The sequence below is a fragment of the Acidobacteriota bacterium genome (assembly GCA_009838525.1).
Classification (GTDB): Bacteria; Acidobacteriota; Vicinamibacteria; order Vicinamibacterales; family UBA8438; genus VXRJ01.
In genome coordinates this window covers 684,738-705,106 of record VXRJ01000018.1, presented here as the reverse complement: position 1 = coordinate 705,106, position 20,369 = coordinate 684,738, and the positions used below count along the sequence as shown (strand labels likewise).

Sequence of the window (20,369 nt, the reverse complement as noted above, 5' to 3'; positions counted from 1 at the left end):
GACGCGAATTCCCTGCAAGGAAGGAACACCGGAACAGGGCAAGTCGCGACTCCCGGTATTATACCGGGATGGGCGCCGGTTGGGCCAGCTGCGCGCGCATCCGTGCGTTCGTCGCGGGTCTGACGGTTTGTTGGCTGGGGGTTGCCCCACAGCCGGCTGCCGGTCAGGCGGAGCCCTCCCCGGATGAAGAGACGGCGGCTCTGCCCGTTCTCCCGGCTGACGTCGCCTGGACGCTCGAGTTTGAAACCGGTCCTCTGCACGCACCTGCCTGGGACGCCGGGACCGCGTACGTTACGCTGCGCAACGGGAGACTAGCCGCGGTTGCACTCCATTCCGGGGAGATCCTGTGGTCGGTGGAGCAGCCGGCGGATCAGCCTCCAGTCGTCGGTGAGCAACTCGTGGTGGTCGCCGACGGGACTCGGTTAACGGCCCGGCGCATAGGGGATGGCCTTCCCCACTGGACCCTGTCGTTCGAGACCGCAATCGCCGCACCACTCGCGTTTGTGGGCGATTGGCTGGTTGCCGCGACCGTCGGCGGCGGTTTGTTCGCGCTGCGGGGCCGGGACGGAAGCACGGTGTGGCGGCAACAGATCGGCACGACCGCAGGTGTCCGTCCCAGTATTTCCGGGGATCGACTGTACGTTTCGCTTGATGTCGGCCGCGTCGTCGCGTTGGAGCTCGTCACGGGAGAGGTCCTGTGGGAGAGTCCGCTGGGAGGGCAACCGCAGGGGGTACTGGCAAGCGAGGCCATCTTTGTCGGATCGACGGATCGGCACTTGTACCGACTCGCGCTCTCCGATGGAGACCATGACTGGTACTGGCGGGCCGGTGGCGGCATCGTTGGCATGCCGGTCGTTGATGAAGAACGCGTGTACTTCACGGCGCGCGACAACGTGCTCCGGGCGCTAGACCGGCAAAACGGCGCTCGGCGCTGGCGAAGCTTCCTGGATTCCCGGCCGACGAGCGGGCCGGTTCTCGCGGGATCGCTTCTGCTCGTGACCGGCGTGTCGGAGTCGGCGTCCTTCTTCGACGCCGAGAGCGGAGCCCCGGCAGGCCGTTACGACGCGCCGGGCGAGCTGGCCGCGCCGCCGTATCTCATTCCCCCGCCCGAGACGGAGGACGATGGAGCACCGCCGGTCTTGCCCCATCTCGCGTTGATTACCACTAACGGCCGCCTTGTCGCGTTGACCGCGCCGGAGGGGCCGCCACGGATCGCGATCTCCTTCCCGCCGCACCCTCTCCTGCCGCTTCCGGATCGGCTTTCTCCGGCGCTGATGACCGAGTTGCACCCGCTGCGTCTGCCGACACCGCCGATGACGCAATGAGCACCCCTTTCGGTCTCTGGCGCCGGATTGCGACGTTCACGATTGTCGGCGCATTGTTGCTCCTCGGCGTCGGGTGGATCGGGGAGCCCTTCCGGTTTGGCGCCTCGGTCGACGACACCGCCGACCGGGTGGAAGCACAAGTGCGGAACCGATTCTCGCAACTCACCGGCGAGTTGGCGGAGAGCGCGGCGGACGTGGCGCGTCACGCGGAAGTGACACAACGGCTCGGGAGCGCTGCTCCAGCGTCCGCGTCTCTGTTCGATCTTCTAGCGTCCGGCGGGCCGATCGGGCTCGACGTTACCGTTTATGACTCCGGCGGCACGCCTCGTGCCTGGAGCGGGCAGCCGTCGGAGATTGCTCTCGAGCGACTGCCCGATGCCGCGCTGTTCATCACGTCCGGGGCGGCTGGTCTCCGCCTCGTTCATGTCGAGCCGATCAGTGCGCCAGGCGATGAAGTCACGCCCGGACGCCGCCTCGGCTCAGTCGCCGTAGAGCGCGCGTTGTCGTTATCGGGCGGTTTCCGTTCAACGCAGGAGCCGGCGCTCGTCAATTCGCCGCTGGCCCCTGTCACCCTCCGGCCCGCCGCGACCGCTGTCACGCCGGGATCGGCCGCGGCCGGCGGATCGAACCGGTTCGTTCTGGAGGCGCCGGACGGTACGCCACTGCTTGATGTCGAAGTGGCGATGGCCGACCTGGAGGCGGCCCGCGCGCAGTGGCGTCAGGCGATGCGCCGGCTGCTGCTCGGGTTTGTGGCGGCCATGCTGCTTGTCGCCGCTTTGCCGGAACTTGCGCTGGCGCCGCGTCGCACCGCCAGGCAGGAAGTGCTTCGCCGGACTTTGTTCGGGGCGAGTGGGCTGACTGTCGCGACTGCCCTTCTGTGGTACGTCAGCGCTCCGGCGGAACCGATTACGGAGGGACCGTTCGCTGACGCTCCAGTCGTCCGATCGTCCGTCGACGTGCTACTGCTCTCGCTGTTCGGCGCAGCGATCGCGGGAACGTCCGTGCGTTTCGTTCAGGGCGCGCGCTTCGCTTGGCGGACACGGCCTGCTTCTTCGCGTGGCGTGATGCTGTTTGGCCACCTTGTCGCCGGAGGGCTCACCGCGCTCTGGTTCGTCGTTTGTGACGGCGTCCTGAACCGTAACCTGACCGGATCGCTGGTCAACCTGCTCGACCCGACGCCCGGTCCTTGGAATCCGGCGCGGCTCGGTGTCCTGTTCGGCCTCCTGGTGGGCGCTTCATCGGCGATCTGGCTCGGCGCGCAGGCGTTGGTTCTGGCCGACGCGCGCTGGAACCGGCGCCGATTTCGACTGGGTGTCGCCGGACTCACCGCGTGGATCCTGCCCCCTATCGTGATGCTGCTCGTGCTTCCGGTTCCGACCACTCCGTACCTGGCAGCGGTAAGCGCGGCGATCGGAATCGGGTTGCTGTCGCGGCGACTGCGTCCGCGCCTGCGGCACGCGTCGGAGTCCGGCCGCCTGACGATCTTGCTGGCGTGCTTCGTCCTGCCGGCGATCCTGGCCTATCCCTCGATCACCCACTATCAGGACGCCGCCCGCCGGACATTCATCGAGGCGGAGTTCGCACCCGCAATGGCCCGCCACCCCGAAACGCTTCTTGCGTCGCTGACACGTGCCCGCGCGGATATCGACGACTACCTCGGCGAGGTGGTGATGCCGGTGCCCGACTCGACGGACCGCCCCACCCCGGACGCTGCCTTTGCCCTGTGGAGAGAGACCGATCTGGCGGATCAGCGTCTGTCTTCGGCGATCGAACTGTACGACGCGGCAGGGGCGCTGGCCAGCCGTTTCGCGTTGAACTTCCCGGAATACACGGCAACCGCGCAGTCCTTTCAGGCCACCTCATGCGACTGGACCACCTACGGTGAAGTCTCTCCTTTCGGATCGCAGGAGCGCCGGCTGCTTCATGCGGAGCGGGCGATCTGCGGATCGCCCGACGGAGACGGCATAGAGGTTGGCGGCCGGCGCCTTCTAGGCTCGGTCGTGGTGCATGTCCCCCTCGACTACCAGTCGCTCCCGTTCATTTCCTCGGCGAGCCCGTACGGCGAACTGCTCCGCGGGCCGTTCACGGAGACGGCTGTGCCGCCCCGCGTGGAGAGTGACTTCGCCCTGTCCATCTACGGCTGGGGTCTTTCGCCGATTTTCACGTCGGGAACGGGCGCCTGGACAATCGACGAGGAGCTGTTTGGCCGGATCTATGCATCCCGCGAGCCGTTCTGGACGACGCTGCGCGCCGGTGGTGGTGTTTCGGACGTCTACATCTCGAACGATCGGAGCGGTATCTACGCCGTCGGGCATCGCCGGCTGTCGATGTTCGACCACGCTGTCCAACTGGCCGAGATTGTGGCCATCCTGGGAACCGCGTTTCTCGTCTGGCTGATTGTCCTTACACTGGTGCAGCCGTTCACGCGGGACCGGTACCGCCTGGGGCGGGAATTGGTTCGCGAACTGCGGGTCAGCTTCTATCGCCGGCTGTTCCTCGCGTTCGTGGTAGTTGCCGTCGCGCCGGTGCTCGTGCTCGCCACGATCATCCGAAACTACTCGACGGCGGAGTTGCGGGCGGACATCGAGGCGGGAGCGGCGCAGACGGCGACCACGGCGCAGAGGGTAATCGACGAGCTGGAGCAGGCGGGAAGCGATACCGGTCCCGTCGTGACCGACGATCTGCTGGTATTCGTCAGCCAGATCCTCGATCAGGACGTCCACGTCTACAACGGTGCGCAACTGCTCGCAACCAGCCAGCGCGACCTGTTCGCTTCGGGACTGCTCCCGGCCCGTACACCCGCACCCGTCTACAGCGCGATTGCGCTTGCTGGCGCGCCCAGCTTCGTGGCCGAGGACCGGATCGGGGCGCAGCCTTACCTCGTGGCGGCAGTGCCAATCAACTCGGTTGGTCCCGATGCCATCCTGACTATCCCGCTGGCGTCTCAGCAGCAGGCCATCGAACAGCAGATCACGAATCTGGATAGGGGCATCCTGCTTGGCGTGACCCTGCTGATCCTGCTGGGCGCCGCAAGTGGTTTCACCATGGCCGAGAGGATTGCCGATCCGGTTCAGCGACTGACGCGCGCGACGCGCCGAATCGCTCGAGGCGACTTCGAAGCGCGTGTGGCCACGCGATCCGCTGACGAGCTGGCACGGCTCGTCGGGTCGTTCAACCGCATGGCGCAGGACCTGTCGGAACAGCGCCGTCAGCTGGAGCGGACCAACCGGTTGGAGGCCTGGGCGGAGATGGCGAGGCAGGTGGCCCACGACATCAAGAACCCGCTGACGCCGGTGCAGCTCTCGGCTGAGCACCTGCTGCGCGTTCACCGCGACCGGGGCGAGCCGCTAGGTACGGTGATGCGTGACTGTGTCGACTCGATCCTGAAACAGGTGCGGATCCTCCGTCAGATCTCGTCAGACTTCTCGACCTACGCGATTTCGCCGCCGGTCGCGCGGGAACCGACGTCGCTTGCTGTGTTGGTGGCGGATGTGGTCGAGCCGTACCGCGTCGGTCTCAACGAACGGATCCGTCTGAAGGTCGACGTTCCACCGGTGCTGCCAGCTCTCACGATCGATCGGACATTGATTGCCCGCGCCCTCACCAACGTGATCGAAAACGCGCTTCACGCGATGCCCGGCGAAGGAACGCTCACGATTGACGCCTACGCAGACGACGGAGAAGTCGCGTTGCGGCTTGAGGACGATGGCATCGGTCTCGACGAGGCGACGCTCGGGCGTATCTTCGAGCCGTACTTCTCGACACGCACCTCCGGCACGGGTCTCGGAATGGCGATCGCGAAGCGAAACGTGGAGTTGAACGGCGGAACGATCCGCGTCACCAGCGCAAAGGGTACGGGGACGACCGTCACGCTCCGCTTTCCGGCCGGTTAGCGGTGCGCCGGCTGGTGCGTCGGTCTCCAGGCCGGCAACTCGAGACTCCACCTTCTGACCCGGCAAGTGACAGGAGGACCTTGTCTACTGGGGAACGCCGTCCAGACGGAGCTGCTAGGCGGGGCGATGGCGTCGATCGGATGAGGCTTCAGAAGCCGTTTCGTCGCGGGGCGGGTGCCGGGCGCGGTTCCACAGGGCGCCGGCCAGGCCGGAGGCGAGATACGTGTAGGCCATCAGCAGCAGGACCACTTCCGGCTGTGCCGCGATGGCGGCTATCACGGCTCCAATCACAACCGGCGTCAGATAGGAACGCCGGCGGCCCGGAATCAGGGCGCCGAAACTCCGGAAGCGGAGACGACTCACCATCAGGATTGCCGGGACGAGAACAATCGACAGGGCCGCAACAGCGGTCGCCGGATCCCCGAAGCCAAGCGGCCAGGCGAATACCGTCGCTGCCGGCACACCCGCCGCCGCCGGACTCGGCAGCCCGATGAAGTAGCGTCTGTCTCCTTCGTGTCCGCTGATGTTGAACCGGGCGAGGCGAACCGCGGTGGCGGTAAGCCAGAGGAAGGCCACCGCCCAGCCGACCCGGCCAAGCGATTCGAGCCCCCAGGCGAAGACGAGCGTTGCCGGTGCGATGCCGAACGAGATGACGTCGGCCAGCGAGTCTAGCTGCGTTCCGAACTCGCTCGTCGACCCGGTCGACCGCGCAATCCGGCCGTCGAGCAGGTCGAGGACCATTGCGAAGCCGACAAAGGGGGCAGCGGTCACGTACTCCCCTCTGAGGGTGAAGACGATGCAGGCCCAGCCGCAGAACATGTTCGCGACCGTGAAGAGACTCGGCAGAAGGTACGCTCCCCTGCGCCGCTGCCTTTGCCGCCGTTTGAACATCGCCAGGACCGGACTCATTCTTGTGTCTCGTCGCGCCTCGTCAGCCGGGCGCCTCGCCGCTCTCGGTGCGGCGTGGGGTCTCACTACAGGCTGCCAGGCGAGCCAGGACGGTCTCCCCGCCACGCACCGTTTGCCCAACCGCCACTACGAGCTTCGCCGAGCGGGGAACAAACAGGTCCATGCGCGATCCGAACTTCATGATACCGAACCGCTGTCCCTGTGCCACCTCCATTCCAGGTTCTATGCGGCACACGACCCGGCGCGCCAGCACTCCCACGACCTGATGAAAGACGACCGGCTGGCCGTCATGGTCGATCAGCACCTCGGTCCGTTCGTTCCGGTCAGCCGCGTGCTGATGAAACGCGGGTAGAAACCGCCCCGGGCGGTGGTTGACGGAGACGACTTGCCCGCCGATGGGCACGCGGTTCACGTGGACATCAAGGAGGGACAGGAAAATGCTCACCTGCCACCAGGCGCCCTCGGGGGCAGCTTCCGGATCGGGTTCCCCGGCATGGAGTACCGTGCCATCCGCTGGCGCGAGAACTGCATCCGGACTCACGCCAGCCGGCAAGGGACGCTCCGGGTCCCGGAAGAACAGCGTGATGGCTCCGGCGATCAGCACCAGCGCTGCACCGATCGCCGGCTGTCCGACAAGCCAAAGCGTGCCCCCCGCCAGGGCGGGGGCCGCGATGAACGGGATTCCGGCGCGATCGATGGTCACAGATGGCGGCGGAGGATCCGCTCCATGCGATCCTTCACCTGCAGCTTCTGCTTCTTGAGGGTGGTTCGTTCCAGGTCATCGGCGCCGGAGGGGTAACGGTTGCCGAGCAGCTCGTCAAGGCGGGATTCCAGTTGCTGATGCTGCTCGGCCAGACGACGGTACTCGTCGTCCTCCTGCAGCAACACTTCACGGGCGTGCTGCTCTCGCGTCATGGCGCCTCCTGTCCGGGATATCGTTGCTTAGGACTGACCGCCGATTGCGCATTCCGACTGCAACGTATCACACGGCATGGGCCGTTTCAACCGGGTGGTGGGCGGCCCCGAGAGTGGACGATCACTACCGTCGTTCGGAGTCATCCACGCCAAGAAGCCGTTGCAGGTCGGTCAGCAGCGCGTGGGCTTCCCTGGGTGTCGTTTCGTCGAGATCGACGCTCCGGATTCGCTCCGCCGCCTCCCCCTCCGCGGGGGGTGGCGCCGCGCGCTCGAACAGGGCGAGCTGAGGCTGGGTACGGTCACTCGCAATCGAGGGGCCACTGAACGACGGCCGTCCGCCGCGCGATAGTTCGTCGCGCTCGAGGCCCGCAAGAATGGTCCGGGCACGGGCTACCGTCTCGGGAGGCAGTCCCGCGAGACGAGCGACATGGATGCCATAGCTGCGGTCGGAGCGTCCCGGCTCGACCTTTCGAAGAAAGACGATGCCATCCCTCCATTCGCGCGCCGCGACGTGATAGTTGACCGCTGCGGCGTGCGTGTCGGCGAGATCGGTCAGTTCGTGGTAGTGCGTCGCAAATAGCGTTCGCGGCCGGGCGCGCGGGTTGCTCACCAGATGTTCGGCCACCGCCCAGGCAATGCTCAATCCATCGAATGTCGCGGTGCCGCGGCCAATCTCGTCGAGCAGCACCAGGCTGTCGGAGGTCGCCTGGTGGAGGATCTTCGCCGTCTCCTGCATCTCGATCATGAAGGTCGACTGGCCGCGCGCGATGTTGTCGGAGGCGCCGATCCGGGCGAAAATGCGATCTGCCACCGGCAGTGACGCCGCGCGAGCCGGGACGAACGAGCCCGCCTGCGCCATCAGCACGATCAGGGCCGCCTGTCGAAGAAAGGTCGACTTGCCTCCCATGTTGGGTCCGGTGAGCAACAGCACCTGGTGATCGGTATCGTTGAGGTGAAGGTCGTTCGGAACGAAGCCGTCGACGGTCCTTTCCACCACCGGGTGGCGGCCATCGGTGATGGTCAGCTCGCGGTCCTCGGCGATCGCCGGCTTGACATAGTCCCGCCGGGTGGCGATTTCGGCGAATGTCGCCAGGACATCCAGCGTGGCCAGGGCACGCGCGGTCCGCTGCACCCGTTCCGCTTCGGCTAGCACCCCAAGGCGAAGCTCCTCCACCAGTGCCTGCTCACGCTCCACGATCCGTTCGTCCGCGGTGAGCACCTTCTGCTCGTACTCCTTCAGGGCGGGGGTGCTGAACCGCTCCCCCGTCGCCACCGTCTGTTTCCGCGTGTAGTCGTCGGGTACTGCCTCCAGGTTCGACTTCGATACTTCGATGTAGTAGCCAAAGACCCGGTTGAATCGGACCTTGAGGTTCGTTATGCCGGTCCGTTTCCGTTCAGAGGTTTCCATTGCGGCGATCGCGTGCTTCGCGTCGCCGCTCATGTTCCGCAGCGCGTCCAGCTCGGGATCCACTCCTTTGCGGATCGCTCCACCATCCCGCGCAAGGGCCGGCGGGTCGTCGGTCAGCGTCGAGAGGACGCGCTTGCGGACATCCGCCAGCTCGTCCAGCTCGCCGACCAGCTTCACGCAGAGCGGGGCGCGCAACTCGGCCACGATCGGCAGGAGGTCCGGTATGGCGGCGACCGAGCGACCCAGGGCAAGCAACTCGCGCGGTCCCGCGGTGCCGAGGGCGACGCGGGAGATCAGCCGCTCGAGATCCTGTACGCATTTCAACACGGTCCGGACGCGTGTCCGGAGCGTCGTACCCGCGGCGAACTCACCGACTGCGTCCAGCCGGTCGCGGATTGGATCCCGCGAGGCGAGCGGCCGCTGCAGCCACGCGCGGAGCAGACGGCCGCCCATCGCGGTAGTGGTCAGATCCAGTTCGGCCACGAGCGATCCGGTTCGCGCGTCGTTCGCGCCCCGCAGGATCTCCAGATGTTCGAACGTCGCCGCGTCTAACAGCAGATAGTCTGCTTCGGGACGGAATTCGAGTGTTGCAAAGTGCGCAAGCTCTGCCTTCTGCGTTTCGCGAAGATAGTGAACCAGCGCGCCCGCGGCGCAGATCGCCGCCGAGTGGCGATCGGGCGCCAGGCCGAAGCCGTCAAGCGATGCGGTCCCCAACTGTTCGGTCAACGCACGGATCGCATGGTTCAGATCGAAGGTCCAGGGAGCGGCGCCCGTGACGCGGATTCCGGCGTCGAGCCCGGGCATCGTCGGCGTTGCCCCGTTTTCGGACGGCAGCAACAATTCGCGCGGACGGAGTGCGGCCAGCTCGTCCGCCACCAATGCGGCGGCAGACGCACCAGCGTGCTGAGAGACGCGGAACTCGCCAGTCGACAAATCGGCCGTCGCCAGTCCGTATGCTGGAATCCCCTTGGGTAGGCCTCCCGCCTGCTCTGGCGCGATCGCCACCAGGAACACCGATTCACGTGATTCGAGATACCCGCTGTCGGTCAACGTGCCGGGCGAGACGACGCGCACGACCTCCCGACGGACCAGGCCCTTCGCCTTTCTCGGGTCTTCCATCTGCTCGCAAAGCGCGACTCGGTACCCCTTCTTGACAAGGCGGACCAGATAGCCGTCGATTGCGTGGTGTGGAACCCCGCACATGGGAATCTCGCCCCCAGCGGCGTTTTTCGAGCGCGACGTCAACGTCAGTTCGAGCTCGCGGGCCGCAGTTACGGCGTCATCGAAGAAGAGCTCGTAGAAGTCGCCCATACGGAAGAGGATCAGGGCGTCCGGGTGTTGGGCCTTTGCGTCGAGGTACTGACGCATCGCGGGAGTGGCATGGCGGCGTGCCTCCGTCAGCGTCAGCGGCGAGGCGGTCATCGTGCCGATGGTAGCATCGCCACCATCAGGGACCGCTCATGTGGATTCTGGCGCTTGACACGAGCACACGGGGTGGCAGCGCGGCGGTTGCCCAGGACGGCAACGTAGTTGCCTCCCTGCGGGGCGATCCGTCCCGGACGCATGGCGAGCGCCTGCCCAACGACCTGATTGGGCTGGCTGGTACCGCCGGGGTTGCCCTGGCCGGCATCGACTACTATTCCGTTGCGATCGGCCCCGGATCGTTCACCGGTCTCCGTGTCGGCATCGCGACCGTGCAGGCGCTTGCACTCGCCGCGGGGCGTCCGGTCGTACCGCTGTCGACGCTGGATGTCCTTGCCCGGATTGGCGCGGATACCGGTCCGCAGGGAGAAACCGCCCAGGAGCGGGTCGTCGTCTGGATGGACGGACAGCGGCAGGAGATCTTCGGCGGCCTCTACGATGCCGACGGGCGGACTCCCCTCGACGAGCCGCGCGTTGGTCCGGCGGCGGCGCTGCTGGACTACTGGGCGCCCCTACTGGCGAGTCGCTCCCTAACGGTGATAGGCGACGGCATCGAGGCGACGCGCGATCTGCTCGACGCGAGGCTGGGATCACGTGGGAAGCTGCGCGAGCCGCCGCCGCTCGCTCCCGCGATGATCCGCCTGGCTGTCGAAACGGTTGACACCGCCGTCGAGCCGCACGCGGTACAGCCGTTGTACGTTCGCCGCCCCGACGCAGTGCGCGCCCGGGAACGAGGACGCTAGCCCGCCGCTCCATGACCAGGTCCAAGAAGTCGCGGTTTCTTGCCACGCCGGTCGAACCCTACCGGGTAGAAGGAGGTCTCCCGGTTGACGAGGTGCTTCGGCGGATGGAGCGGATCTCGTTCCAGGGACGGAACCTCGCTGCGGCCCATCGGGTATGGCAGAGGATGCTCGGCGACGAGCTACTGATCTTTCTGGGCATTGCCGGGGCTCTCAGCGCGGGGGGATTGCGGTTGATCCTCGCCGACTTGATTCACCGGCGCGCCGTCGACTGCGTAGTGTCGACCGGCGCGAACCTGTACCACGACCTGCACGAGACACGTGGTCAGCGCCACTTCATCGGTTCGCCTCGGACCGATGACCGGGCGCTGGCCGATGCTCGTATCGACCGTGTTTACGACACGTTTGTCGATGAAGATGAGTTCGTCCGCAACGACATCTGGATTGCGGGATTCGCCGCGACCCTGGAGCCGAGACGACACACCACGCGCGAGTTCCTTTACCGGCTGGGTGAACGACTCTGGAATGAAACGGGCGCGGACGGTATTCTGACCGCGGCCTACCGGGCGAACGTCCCCATTTTCTGCCCCGCCATCGCCGACTCGTCCCTCGGGATGGGACTGTCGCAAGCGCGTCACGACGCCGCCGAGGCGGGTCAGATCGACGTCATTGGCGACATCATCGAATCCGCCAACCTTGTGATCCGCCGCCCGCGGACCGCGTCCGTGGTTCTGGGAGGCGGCACGCCGAAGAACTTCATCAACCAGGCGAGCGTCCAGGCGGCGTTCTATCGCGACGGCATCGAGGGACACCGCTACGCGCTTCAGGTCGTAACGGACGTGCCGCACTTCGGAGGCGCGAGCGGATCGACCCTCGACGAAGCGGAGAGCTGGGGCAAGCTGGCTGGTGACGCGGATCGCGTGACGGTGTCCGCCGATGCGACCGTCGCCTTGCCGATCATCGCCACCGCGCTGGCGGGGTCCGCCACTGACGAGCTCTCGATGCGCCGGCCACCGGCGTTCGACCTAAAGGACCGCATCCTCGTGGTGGACGGCCGGCCCGTCCCCGTCGATCATTTCGATGGCGAAGCCGCGGAAGCCTGAGGAAGCCTGCCTCACGGGCTGTTGTGGCCGGTCGGCTGTTGTTGCGTGACGCAATGGATGGCGCCCAGACCCACGATCAGATCGACGGCGTGGATGCCTACCACCTCCCTTTCGGGGAAGCAGTTGGCGAGGGTCGAGAGCGCGTCGCGATCCGCCGGGTCGTTGAACGTAGGCACGAGCACAACGTCGTTCGCAATGTAGAAGTTGAGGTAGCTTGCCGGCAGCGGTTCTCCGTCGAAGACGAGTGGCCGCGGCATCCGGATCGGGATCACGCCGATGGTTCTGCCCTGCGCCGTGCGTAGCGACCGAAGCCGCGCCATGTTCGCCGCGAGGAGCGGGTAGCGCGGATCGTGCCGATTGTCCGTTTCGGCCGCCAATACGGTTGCCGGTCCGACGAAGCGCGCCACGTTGTCGACGTGCCCGTGGGTATCGTCGCCAGCCAGCACCGTTTCTCCGTCGCCACCCGGCAGCCACAGCACCTGCTTGACTCCCAGGAACCGTTCAAGGATCTGTTCCAGCACCTCGCGTGAGAGTCCGGGATTGCGCGCTTGCGCATGGCCGAGCAGGCAGGTCTCGGTCGTCAGCAGTAAGCCGGAGCCGTCGACATCGATGCTGCCGCCCTCGAGAACGACGCGGCCAGCTCCGTCACGCAAGTCGATCCGTTTCATTCCGAGACGCCGTGCGATGTGTCGGGGCAGTGCGTCGTCCAGCGCATGCGCGCGGTACCGCGACCACCCCGTGAAACGCCAGTCGGTGGCCAGGACGGTCCTGCGCGGCCCCGTGCCGCGCACGACGAAGATGGGTCCGCTGTCGCGAATCCACGAGCGGTTCGTCGCGATCAAATGAAGGTCGATGCGCGCCATGTCGACCCCGGATCGCTCGAGGCGACTGCACGCGCGCTGACGCACGCGCGCATCCTGGCAGACGAGTGCTACGCGCTCAGCACGTACCAGATGACGGATCATCTCGACGTAGCACCACTCGACGGCGCCGGTTTTGACGCCCCAGTCGTCACGGTTGTGGGGCCAGACGAGCCACGTGGCCGCATGTGGCTCCCACTCCGCCGGCATCCGGGCGCCGGCGACTTGCGCACTCATTCGCGGCCGTCGAGAAACCGCCGGCTCAGGGGTGCGTAGGTTTCGACCCGCCGGTCACGAAGGAAGGGCCAGGCGCGGCGCTGTTGTTCCACCAGATTGCGCTCGCATCGCGCGACGACGACGGCGGCTTCCTCCGACGCTTCCGCCACGACCCGTCCGGCCGGATCGCATACGAAGGAGCTACCCCAGAACCGCAGGCGGTCGGACGAGGAGCTTTCCACGCCGACGCGATTCACGGACGCCACCCAGATGCCATTCGCCACGGCATGCCCCCGTTGCACCGTGCGCCAGGCGTCGCGTTCCGCCTCGCCTTCCGGTCCGGGCTCGGTGGCTGGCCATCCGATGGCGGTCGGATAACAGATCAGTTCCGCTCCCCCCAGAGCCATGAGGCGCGCCGCTTCGGGGTACCACTGATCCCAGCAGATCAGGACACCGAGCCGGGCGTAGCGCGTCTCGAACACCGGGTACCCCAGATCGCCGGGTGCGAAGTAGAACTTCTCGTAGTACTGGGGATCGTCCGGAATGTGCATTTTTCGATACGTCCCGAGCAGTTCCCCCGACGCATCGATCACTGCCGCCGTGTTGTGGTAGAGGCCAGCGGTTCGCCGTTCGAAGACGGGAACGACAAGCACCGCCTCCAGTTCACGCGCGACCGCCGCGAACCGGTCCGTGGTTGGGCCTGGCAGCGCCTCCGCCAGGTCGAAACAGGCGGCATCTTCCTTCTGGCAGAAATAGGGAGAACCGAAGAGCTCCTGGAGGCACACAATCTGGGCTCCCTGCCCCACCGCCTCGCGGATTCCCGCCTCGGCCGCATCGTGTGCGGCGGCTGTGGATCCGGGCCATTGCATCTGCACGAGGCCGACGGTGAAACTGCCGGCGTGCATGGCTGGTGCGCCAGGCAAGGCGGGGTGTCTACCCGTCGCCCGGTTGCGGGAGGGTATTGAGTTCGCGCTGGGCCTCGAAGCGGTACCCGGAGGCCGGGAATTCATCAATCAACTGACGGAAGGTGGAGACCGCCTCGGCCGATTGGCCGGCCAGCGCGTACACTTGGCCGAGACGCATCAGCAGGGCATCGCGCGGCAGTCCCGCGCCGTCGGTTGCCGGCGCGGCCGACGCCTCGGCCAGGAGGGTGATGGCGCCGTCGTAGTCACCGGTGGCCAACAGTGCCTCGGCACGGCCGAGACGGGCCATTCGAGCGTAGGTACCGTCTCCGTCCAATTCCATGACCTGCTGGTACTGGGTATCCGCTTCTTCGGTCCTTCCGAGCACGCTCAGGGCCACCGCAGCCTGGTAGCGTGCGGCGATCCCCTGCGAGAGGCTCGGATAGGCTTCCGCCGCCTCAAGCAGTTGCGGCACGGCCGTTTCCAGCTTGGCGGCGACTGAGGGGAATTCCGTCGGCGTGCCGGGCTCCGTGCTCGACGCCGGTCCGCTCGCACCATCGGTTGCGTCCGTGGCGGCGACCGGCGCATCGACGATGGCCATCGCCGAGGCGAGGAGCGCGCTCGCTCTCGACGAACGGTACTGCTGCCAGCCGAAGACGGTGCCGGCGACAATCAGCGCGCCCACCACCAGGGCGGCGCCCGTGACCGCTCGCGTGCTCACCCAGTTGGTCTCGGACAATTCCGCGAGGAAGGTCGCGAGCGGGTTTTCCTTCAGGTGGTGCCGTTCTGATCGCTTCATGGTGCGAGCTCCGGCGCGCGTCCATCCGGGCGCACAACCGCCTCTCCGACCAGTTAGCTTACCAAATCCGCCCGTTTTGGCGGTGTCGTGCGCTGACTGGCGAAAGGCCCGGAGCAGTGGGCCCATGCAGGGCTTGACAGGATGCCCGGATCTTGGGCTACGGTACGGCCCCTGCGGCGACTGTTGGCTGCCGCGCTCCGGAGCGGGACGGAATTGGAATTGAAGCACTGCTGACTTCCCATGGGACGGTCACGAATGACGCGGACCGCGCCCCGGCGGCGGTTCATGGCGACCGCGGGCGCAGCGGTGGCGGCCGCCGCCGCGCGGGTAAGTCAGTCGAATGCACAGACGCCGGTGCTGCTTCCCTCCTGGGTCGCGGATGTCGACGGCGACGGCGCGGTCGGTGCGTCCGATCGGGACCTGGCCGCATCGGCGCTGTTCACGAACCGCGGCTTCGGCCTGCAGCCTGCCCACGGCTTCGATCCGCGGGCCGATGTTTTCGGACGAGGCACGGTGGATGCCACCTCCGTCAACTCCATCGAACACTCGGTGCAGCGTTACGGCGCCGGCCTGCAGACACGAACCCGGCCGATCACGATTGCCTGGCACTACGGTTGGTACAAGTCCACGATCCGGCCCGTGGCCCTTCAGACGACACGCTTCCGAGGCGGGAACTACCTCTCCGCGGATCCCGTGGTCGAGACGACCTTTAACGAGCTGAAGAACGAGTTTGGCGTGACGGTCGACGCGTTGAGCTGGATTCCGGCGCGCGATCTCCACAACCACTCGAACCAGGAAAACTACCGGCAGGGGTACCTGCAGGCGCCGAATGCCAACACGCGTTACGCCTGTTTGATCTACGAGAACACGATTGCCAACCTGAGGAACTCGGGCGATCCCTTCGAGCGTCTCGATTTCCGTACCGCGGGTGTCATCGAACGACTGCGCGACGATTTCGAGGAGATGGCCCGCTTCCTGGTGGAGGTGCGCGACGAGACACCGGTCCGCATCTTCACACTCGACGGCCGCCCCGTCATCTTCATCTTCGGCTCGCATACCTGGGGGACGATTCCCCCCAACGCTGCTGCTTACACCGCCATCAGGGACGCGATCCGAATGCTACGGAACCGGTTCCGCGACATATATGGCGCCTTCCCGTACCTCGTGGGTGACGAGGTCTACCTGGCGTCGACGCGGGATGTCACGGAGGATCGGAAACTGCGGTCCACGAATTTCGATGCGATTTACGTCTATCATCACGCCGCGCTCAAGCCGACGCAGACGCCTCTCGCGCTGCCGGTAAGCCGCGCCTACATAGAGAACCTCCTCACGATCCTGCGGACCAACTACGCAACGATCGGCTCGATCAACAATGCGTTCACCGGCCGGCGCATCCTGGTGATTCCGAACCTGTCGCCCGGGTTCGCCAAGCCTGGCTATCCGACGCTGCAGATCAACCGCGCAACCTACACGGACTTTCTGAAACTGCTGCGCGATGTCCACCTGCACGAGTACATCGAGACCAACTGGCTTGCGCAACTCGGCACGCCAGCGTTGCCCGCCCCCACCTACATCGTCGGGTCGTGGAACGAGGAGTTCGAAGGGCACGCCATCTTCCCCTTCGACTTCAACCTGACGGTGCCCGACGCGGTACAGCACGGCTTCGACCTGTCGATGGCCGTCAAGGAAGCGTTCGGCTGGAACCACTACGCCAACCGGGACCTGTAATCGACTCCGAATCCGTAGTTTCCGTAGCCCATGTGTCCGGAACGGACCCACGGGTGGGTGGCGCGCGTGCCCGGATTCGAACCGGGGGCCTGCCGCTTAGGAGGCGGCTGCTCTATCCAGCTGAGCTACACGCGCACGCGCTCCATGAGTGTATACGGTGCTCCGGCCCTCAGCCGGCCGTCTCGGTCAGGGCAATGAGGCCGTTGCCCACCCGGACGTAATCCTCGTAACGGCGTTGATACGTCTGCAGCCTCTCGTCCTCGAGCGTGGCGATCTTTGCGCGCACGGCCGCGGCGGCGTCATCACCGCCCGTCGCCTGAAGTTCCGCCTCGAGCGTCGCGGCCCGCTCGCGATATGCCGTGTCATGCTGCCGCTCCCACGCCAGCCAATCGGCGGTCCACTGTGCGTGGGCGTCTTCGACCACGGCACGCGGGAACGGAAATCGTTCGCCGGTTTGCGCTTCTATCGTTGCCACCGCCTCCGGAAACAACTCGCGGACGGAGTCCGCGGAAGTTCGCCACGCCAGCAACTCGCGCGGGTCGGCGCGCGCGACGGCTGGCATGAAGGTGGTGAGGAGCAGCGCAACGATGCGTTCCTGGTGGTCGCGGCGCCTCTCTCGCCGGTAGCGCTCGGCCACGCCGGCCGCGGCCACGGCGAGCACTACCGCGACGACGATCAGCGTGAGATCCAAGGCTCCGGTACCCGCGTTGGGATCAGTAGTGCAGGACCGAGAAGATCTCGTGTCCGTCGAGCCTGTCGCGGCCATGCAGCGCGTCCAGTTCGATCAGAAACGCCAGTGCATGGACCGTGGCGCCCAGTTCGCCAACCAGATCCGCGACCGCCCGCGCGGTGCCGCCGGTCGCAAGGAGGTCGTCGACGATCAGGATGCGCTCCCCGGAACTCACCGCGTCCGCGTGCATCTCGAGCGCGTCGGTGCCATATTCCAGCGCGTATTCCCTCCGCACCGACCGCGACGGCAACTTGCCGGGCTTGCGGACCGGCACGAAGCCCACGCCGAGGTGATTCGCGACTGCTGCGCCCAGGATGAATCCGCGGCTCTCGATGCCGATCACCTTGTCGACTGGCGCGTCACGGTACGGTTTCACCACACAGTCAATCGCGTGACGCAGACCGTCGGGATCCATCAGGAGCGTCGTAATGTCATAGAAGAGGATTCCCGGCTTCGGGAAGTCGGGCACTTCCCGGATCAATTGCTTCAGTGCTTCCATGTGACCTCGTTCTTCCGTGGAGTGCTTGCGCGAGCTGCGTGAAGGTTCGTGCGATCAGACGCGGACGGTGAAATCCCCGGTCAGGTTGAGCGGGGCCAGCTCTTCGACGATCACGTCCAGCACCTTCGAGAAGGGCGGGCCCTGGTGTAGAGCCCGGACGAAGCGTTCGACGGCTTCCCGGTCCCCTTCGCCCACCGCTTCCACGCGCCCGTCGGCCAGGTTTCGGACGAAGCCGCGGATTCCCTCACGGCGCGCGGCGTTAGCGACGAACGCGCGGAAACCGACCCGTTGTACGCGGCCACTCACCAGGAAACGACGTGCTATGTGCATTGGACTTCGTCCGCCACAGATTGCCTGCGGGATTATAACCATCGGTCGGAAGCGGACTTCCTGTGTTACCCTCAGTTGACGTCTGTACGGAGAGAACATGATGCAAGCATGCGCCCGCACTCCCGCCATTCTCCTTGCCCTTCTTCTGACGTTCGGCGCGGCGGTTCCCGCCGCGGCGCAGTTCACGGAGGTGGGTTCGCTCGATTTTCCTACTTCAGCCAGCTCGGAAGCGGCGCAGAATCACTTTCTGCGGGGCGTTGCCATCCTGCACAGTTTTGGCTGGAAGCAGGCGATCGAGCAGTTTCAGGCGGCGCAGGAGATTGAGCCCGACTTTGCCCTCGCGTACTGGGGCGAGACGCTCTGCTACAACCATCCCCTGTTCGGGGCAGGTCGCGGCCTCGACGAGGAGAACCCGCGCGCGGTCCTGAGCCGCCTTGCTCCGACCCGGTCCGAGCGCGCCGCGAAGGCGCCGACGGACCGAGAGCGCGGCTTCCTCGAGGCGGTCGAGGAGCTCTGGTCGGAGGATGGAACCTACGCCGAACGGCAGGTCCGCTACATGGAGGCGATGGAGCGACTCTACGACCGGTACCCCGACGACCACGAGGTCGCCACCTTCTATGCCCTCTCGATGCTGGCCGGATCGCGCGCGCTGGGCGATCAGTCGCTACGCCTTGAGGTGCGGGCGGGAACGATTGCGATGCGCGTCTTCAACGAGAACCCGGATCATCCGGGCGCGCCGCACTACACGATCCACTCATTCGACGATCCGATTCATGCGCCGCTTGCGCTCGCTGCCGCACGGCGGTACGCGGAGATCGCGCCTGCTGTTTCGCACGCCCGGCACATGCCGACGCACATCTTCATTCAGCATGGCATGTGGGATCTCGTTTCAAACCATAACCAGTCGGCCCACGAGGCGGCGATCGCCCTCTGGCAGCCGGGCGACAGCGTGGGCGATGCGGTCCATTCGCTCGACTGGGGGCAGTACGGCGACCTGCAGCGCGGCGACTATGGGAAGGCCCGCGTCTGGATCGAGCGACTGGAGAACCTGATCGCCGACAGCGATGGCCAGCAGCGCGCGGTTAACACGTTGCCGTTGGTGAACGCCCGCTATGTCGTGGAAACCGAGGAGTGGCGGGTCTTGCCCGTAACGGACGATTCGTCAATGCATGAGCTGCTCGCGACTGGGTTGAGCGCCGTGCGGACCGGCAATCTCGCGGCCGCACGGGAAGCGGAAGCTGCCCTCAAGACGATGGCTGATGAGGACAGCGCCCAGAATCGTATCGCCTATCGCGAGGTCGCGGCATCCGTCCGCACCGCCGAGGGGAAGGCAGATGAAGCGATCGCGCTGATGGACGAGGCACTTGAGATCGTGGAGACGCTCCGGCTTCCGAATGGCGCGGCGAGCCCCATAAAGCCCCCGTACGAGTTGTATGGCGAGATCCTGCTCGAGTTGGACCGTCCCGGGGAGGCGCTTGAGAAGTTCGAGACTTCTCTTCTCCGGATGCCGAATCGAATGCGATCGCTGCTAGGCGCCGGGCGCGCCGCCGCCGCCGCCGGTGACCGCGAGGCAGCCCGCGGGTACTACGCGACGTTGGCCGACTTCTGGATCGGGGACTCCAGCGACCCGGGTTACACGGAAGCGCAGCAGTACGTCACGACGAACGAAGGTCCGTAGCCGGAAGGTGGAGGTTGGTCGGGGCGAGAGGATTTGAACCTCCGACCCCTCGGTCCCGAACCGAGTGCTCTACCAGGCTGAGCCACGCCCCGACCAAGGGGTCTTCTATTCTACCTAACCCGGGTTGATTCCGTACGGTCGGGCCCACTCCAGCCCCGCGATGGTCTCTCCCGCAGGGCGGTACTCGCAGCCGACCCACCCTTCGAAGCCGATCTCGTCGATCACCCCGAACAGGTACGGGTAGTTGATTTCCTGGGTCTCGTCCGGCTCATTCCGCCCCGGCACGCCGCCGATCTGGAAGTGGCTGATGATGTCCAGGTTTGCCCGGACCGTCTCGGCCAGGTATCCCTCCATGATCTGCATGTGGTAGAAGTCGTACTGCAGGAAGACATTATCCGCGCCGACCCGCTCGATGATGCCTCTGGCCTGCGCCGACCCGCTCAGGAAGTAGCCGGGATTGTCCTGCGTGTTGAGGGGTTCGAGCAGCAGCCGGATCCCGAGCGGGCGCGCCCGTTCGGAGGCCCACTCCAGGTTGGCCACGAACGTGTCCTCCGCCCGCGCATCATCGGTCCGGCCGGCGAGGCAATGGAGTTGACCGCAGCCCGCCGCCTCCGCATAGTCGAATGCACGCGACAGGCCGTCACGATACTCCTGCTCGCGCCCGGGGATCGCGCCAGCCGCAACTGGAACGTTCATCAGGGTTGCGACCAGGTCGTGCTGCTGTACCCGATCCGCGATGTCCTGGGGAGATTCTCCGTAGGGCGCCTGAATCTCCACTCCCTCGAACCCGACGCGTGCCGCCTGCTCGAAACGGTCGAGCAGATCCCACTCGTTGAACATCATCGCCACGCTGGCGGCAAATCTGGGCATCAGTCGTCTCCCCCGGCAGGCGCCCATCCTATCACGCCGCCG

The 20,369-nt window shown here is 66.1% G+C and carries 17 protein-coding genes and 2 tRNA genes; 6 read left to right on the top strand and 13 right to left on the bottom strand.

Annotated features, from left to right (window positions below):
• Positions 1-68 precede the first annotated feature (68 nt).
• On the top strand, positions 69-1,325 hold the full coding sequence (locus F4Y45_09000) for a PQQ-binding-like beta-propeller repeat protein (GenBank protein ID MXY24643.1): 1,257 nt from the start codon (positions 69-71) through the stop codon (positions 1,323-1,325).
• A complete protein-coding gene (locus F4Y45_08995; GenBank protein MXY24642.1) occupies positions 1,322-5,218 on the top strand; it encodes a HAMP domain-containing histidine kinase in 3,897 nt (1,298 codons plus the stop codon). The genes F4Y45_09000 and F4Y45_08995 overlap by 4 nt, the downstream gene beginning before the upstream one ends.
• A gap of 114 nt (positions 5,219-5,332) precedes the next feature.
• Here the strand turns inward: F4Y45_08995 and pssA are convergent, their stop codons facing one another.
• The 4 genes from pssA to mutS all read right to left on the bottom strand — a co-directional run bounded on the left by pssA (position 5,333) and on the right by mutS (position 9,851).
• Entirely contained in the window at positions 5,333-6,127 is a 795-nt protein-coding gene (gene pssA / locus F4Y45_08990; protein MXY24641.1) for a CDP-diacylglycerol--serine O-phosphatidyltransferase, read from the bottom strand.
• Between the two features lie 22 nt (positions 6,128-6,149).
• Entirely contained in the window at positions 6,150-6,830 is a 681-nt protein-coding gene (locus F4Y45_08985; protein MXY24640.1) for a phosphatidylserine decarboxylase family protein, read from the bottom strand.
• Positions 6,827-7,042, bottom strand: a complete 216-nt coding sequence (locus F4Y45_08980) for a DUF465 domain-containing protein (protein MXY24639.1) — start codon at positions 7,040-7,042, stop codon at positions 6,827-6,829. The genes F4Y45_08985 and F4Y45_08980 overlap by 4 nt, the downstream gene beginning before the upstream one ends.
• Before the next feature lie 124 nt (positions 7,043-7,166).
• Complete coding sequence (mutS, locus tag F4Y45_08975; GenBank protein MXY24638.1) at positions 7,167-9,851, bottom strand: DNA mismatch repair protein MutS; 2,685 nt, start codon at positions 9,849-9,851, stop codon at positions 7,167-7,169.
• A gap of 59 nt (positions 9,852-9,910) precedes the next feature.
• Between mutS and tsaB the strand changes: the two genes are divergently transcribed.
• Both tsaB and F4Y45_08965 read left to right on the top strand, forming a co-directional pair.
• Positions 9,911-10,615: a tRNA (adenosine(37)-N6)-threonylcarbamoyltransferase complex dimerization subunit type 1 TsaB gene (gene tsaB, locus F4Y45_08970; protein MXY24637.1), complete on the top strand. Its 705-nt coding sequence runs from the start codon at positions 9,911-9,913 to the stop codon at positions 10,613-10,615.
• 11 nt (positions 10,616-10,626) lie between these two features.
• Positions 10,627-11,715: a deoxyhypusine synthase gene (locus F4Y45_08965; GenBank protein MXY24636.1), complete on the top strand. Its 1,089-nt coding sequence runs from the start codon at positions 10,627-10,629 to the stop codon at positions 11,713-11,715.
• Between the two features lie 11 nt (positions 11,716-11,726).
• Here F4Y45_08965 and F4Y45_08960 read toward each other — a convergent pair whose 3' ends face one another.
• The 3 genes from F4Y45_08960 to F4Y45_08950 are packed head-to-tail and all read right to left on the bottom strand — an operon-like array spanning position 11,727 to position 14,618.
• Positions 11,727-12,812 (bottom strand): agmatine deiminase family protein, encoded by a 1,086-nt coding sequence (locus F4Y45_08960; GenBank protein ID MXY24635.1) that lies wholly within the window; start codon positions 12,810-12,812, stop codon positions 11,727-11,729.
• Positions 12,809-13,696 (bottom strand): carbon-nitrogen hydrolase, encoded by an 888-nt coding sequence (locus F4Y45_08955; GenBank protein ID MXY24634.1) that lies wholly within the window; start codon positions 13,694-13,696, stop codon positions 12,809-12,811. Before F4Y45_08955 ends, F4Y45_08960 begins: the two co-directional genes overlap by 4 nt.
• Before the next feature lie 28 nt (positions 13,697-13,724).
• Positions 13,725-14,618 (bottom strand): tetratricopeptide repeat protein, encoded by an 894-nt coding sequence (locus F4Y45_08950; GenBank protein ID MXY24633.1) that lies wholly within the window; start codon positions 14,616-14,618, stop codon positions 13,725-13,727.
• A 129-nt stretch (positions 14,619-14,747) separates the two neighbouring features.
• Between F4Y45_08950 and F4Y45_08945 the strand changes: the two genes are divergently transcribed.
• Positions 14,748-16,220, top strand: coding sequence for a hypothetical protein (locus F4Y45_08945; GenBank protein MXY24632.1), 1,473 nt, complete (start codon positions 14,748-14,750; stop codon positions 16,218-16,220).
• Between the two features lie 58 nt (positions 16,221-16,278).
• Here F4Y45_08945 and F4Y45_08940 read toward each other — a convergent pair.
• The 4 genes from F4Y45_08940 to F4Y45_08925 all read right to left on the bottom strand — a co-directional run bounded on the left by F4Y45_08940 (position 16,279) and on the right by F4Y45_08925 (position 17,779).
• A tRNA-Arg gene (locus F4Y45_08940) sits at positions 16,279-16,355 on the bottom strand.
• Positions 16,356-16,389: 34 nt separating this feature from the next.
• A complete protein-coding gene (locus F4Y45_08935) occupies positions 16,390-16,911 on the bottom strand; it encodes a hypothetical protein (protein MXY24631.1) in 522 nt (173 codons plus the stop codon).
• Positions 16,912-16,933: 22 nt separating this feature from the next.
• Positions 16,934-17,449, bottom strand: coding sequence for an adenine phosphoribosyltransferase (locus F4Y45_08930; GenBank protein MXY24630.1), 516 nt, complete (start codon positions 17,447-17,449; stop codon positions 16,934-16,936).
• A gap of 54 nt (positions 17,450-17,503) precedes the next feature.
• Positions 17,504-17,779, bottom strand: coding sequence for an acylphosphatase (locus F4Y45_08925; protein MXY24629.1), 276 nt, complete (start codon positions 17,777-17,779; stop codon positions 17,504-17,506).
• A 100-nt stretch (positions 17,780-17,879) separates the two neighbouring features.
• Here F4Y45_08925 and F4Y45_08920 point away from each other — a divergent pair, with 100 nt between their 5' ends.
• Complete coding sequence (locus F4Y45_08920) at positions 17,880-19,457, top strand: tetratricopeptide repeat protein (GenBank protein ID MXY24628.1); 1,578 nt, start codon at positions 17,880-17,882, stop codon at positions 19,455-19,457.
• 15 nt (positions 19,458-19,472) lie between these two features.
• On the opposite strand, the gene F4Y45_08915 is transcribed toward F4Y45_08920, so the two are convergent.
• Together F4Y45_08915 and F4Y45_08910 are read right to left on the bottom strand one after the other, a co-directional pair.
• A tRNA-Pro gene (locus tag F4Y45_08915) sits at positions 19,473-19,549 on the bottom strand.
• A gap of 22 nt (positions 19,550-19,571) precedes the next feature.
• On the bottom strand, positions 19,572-20,327 hold the full coding sequence (locus F4Y45_08910) for a TIM barrel protein (GenBank protein ID MXY24627.1): 756 nt from the start codon (positions 20,325-20,327) through the stop codon (positions 19,572-19,574).
• Between the last annotated feature and the right edge of the window lie 42 nt (positions 20,328-20,369).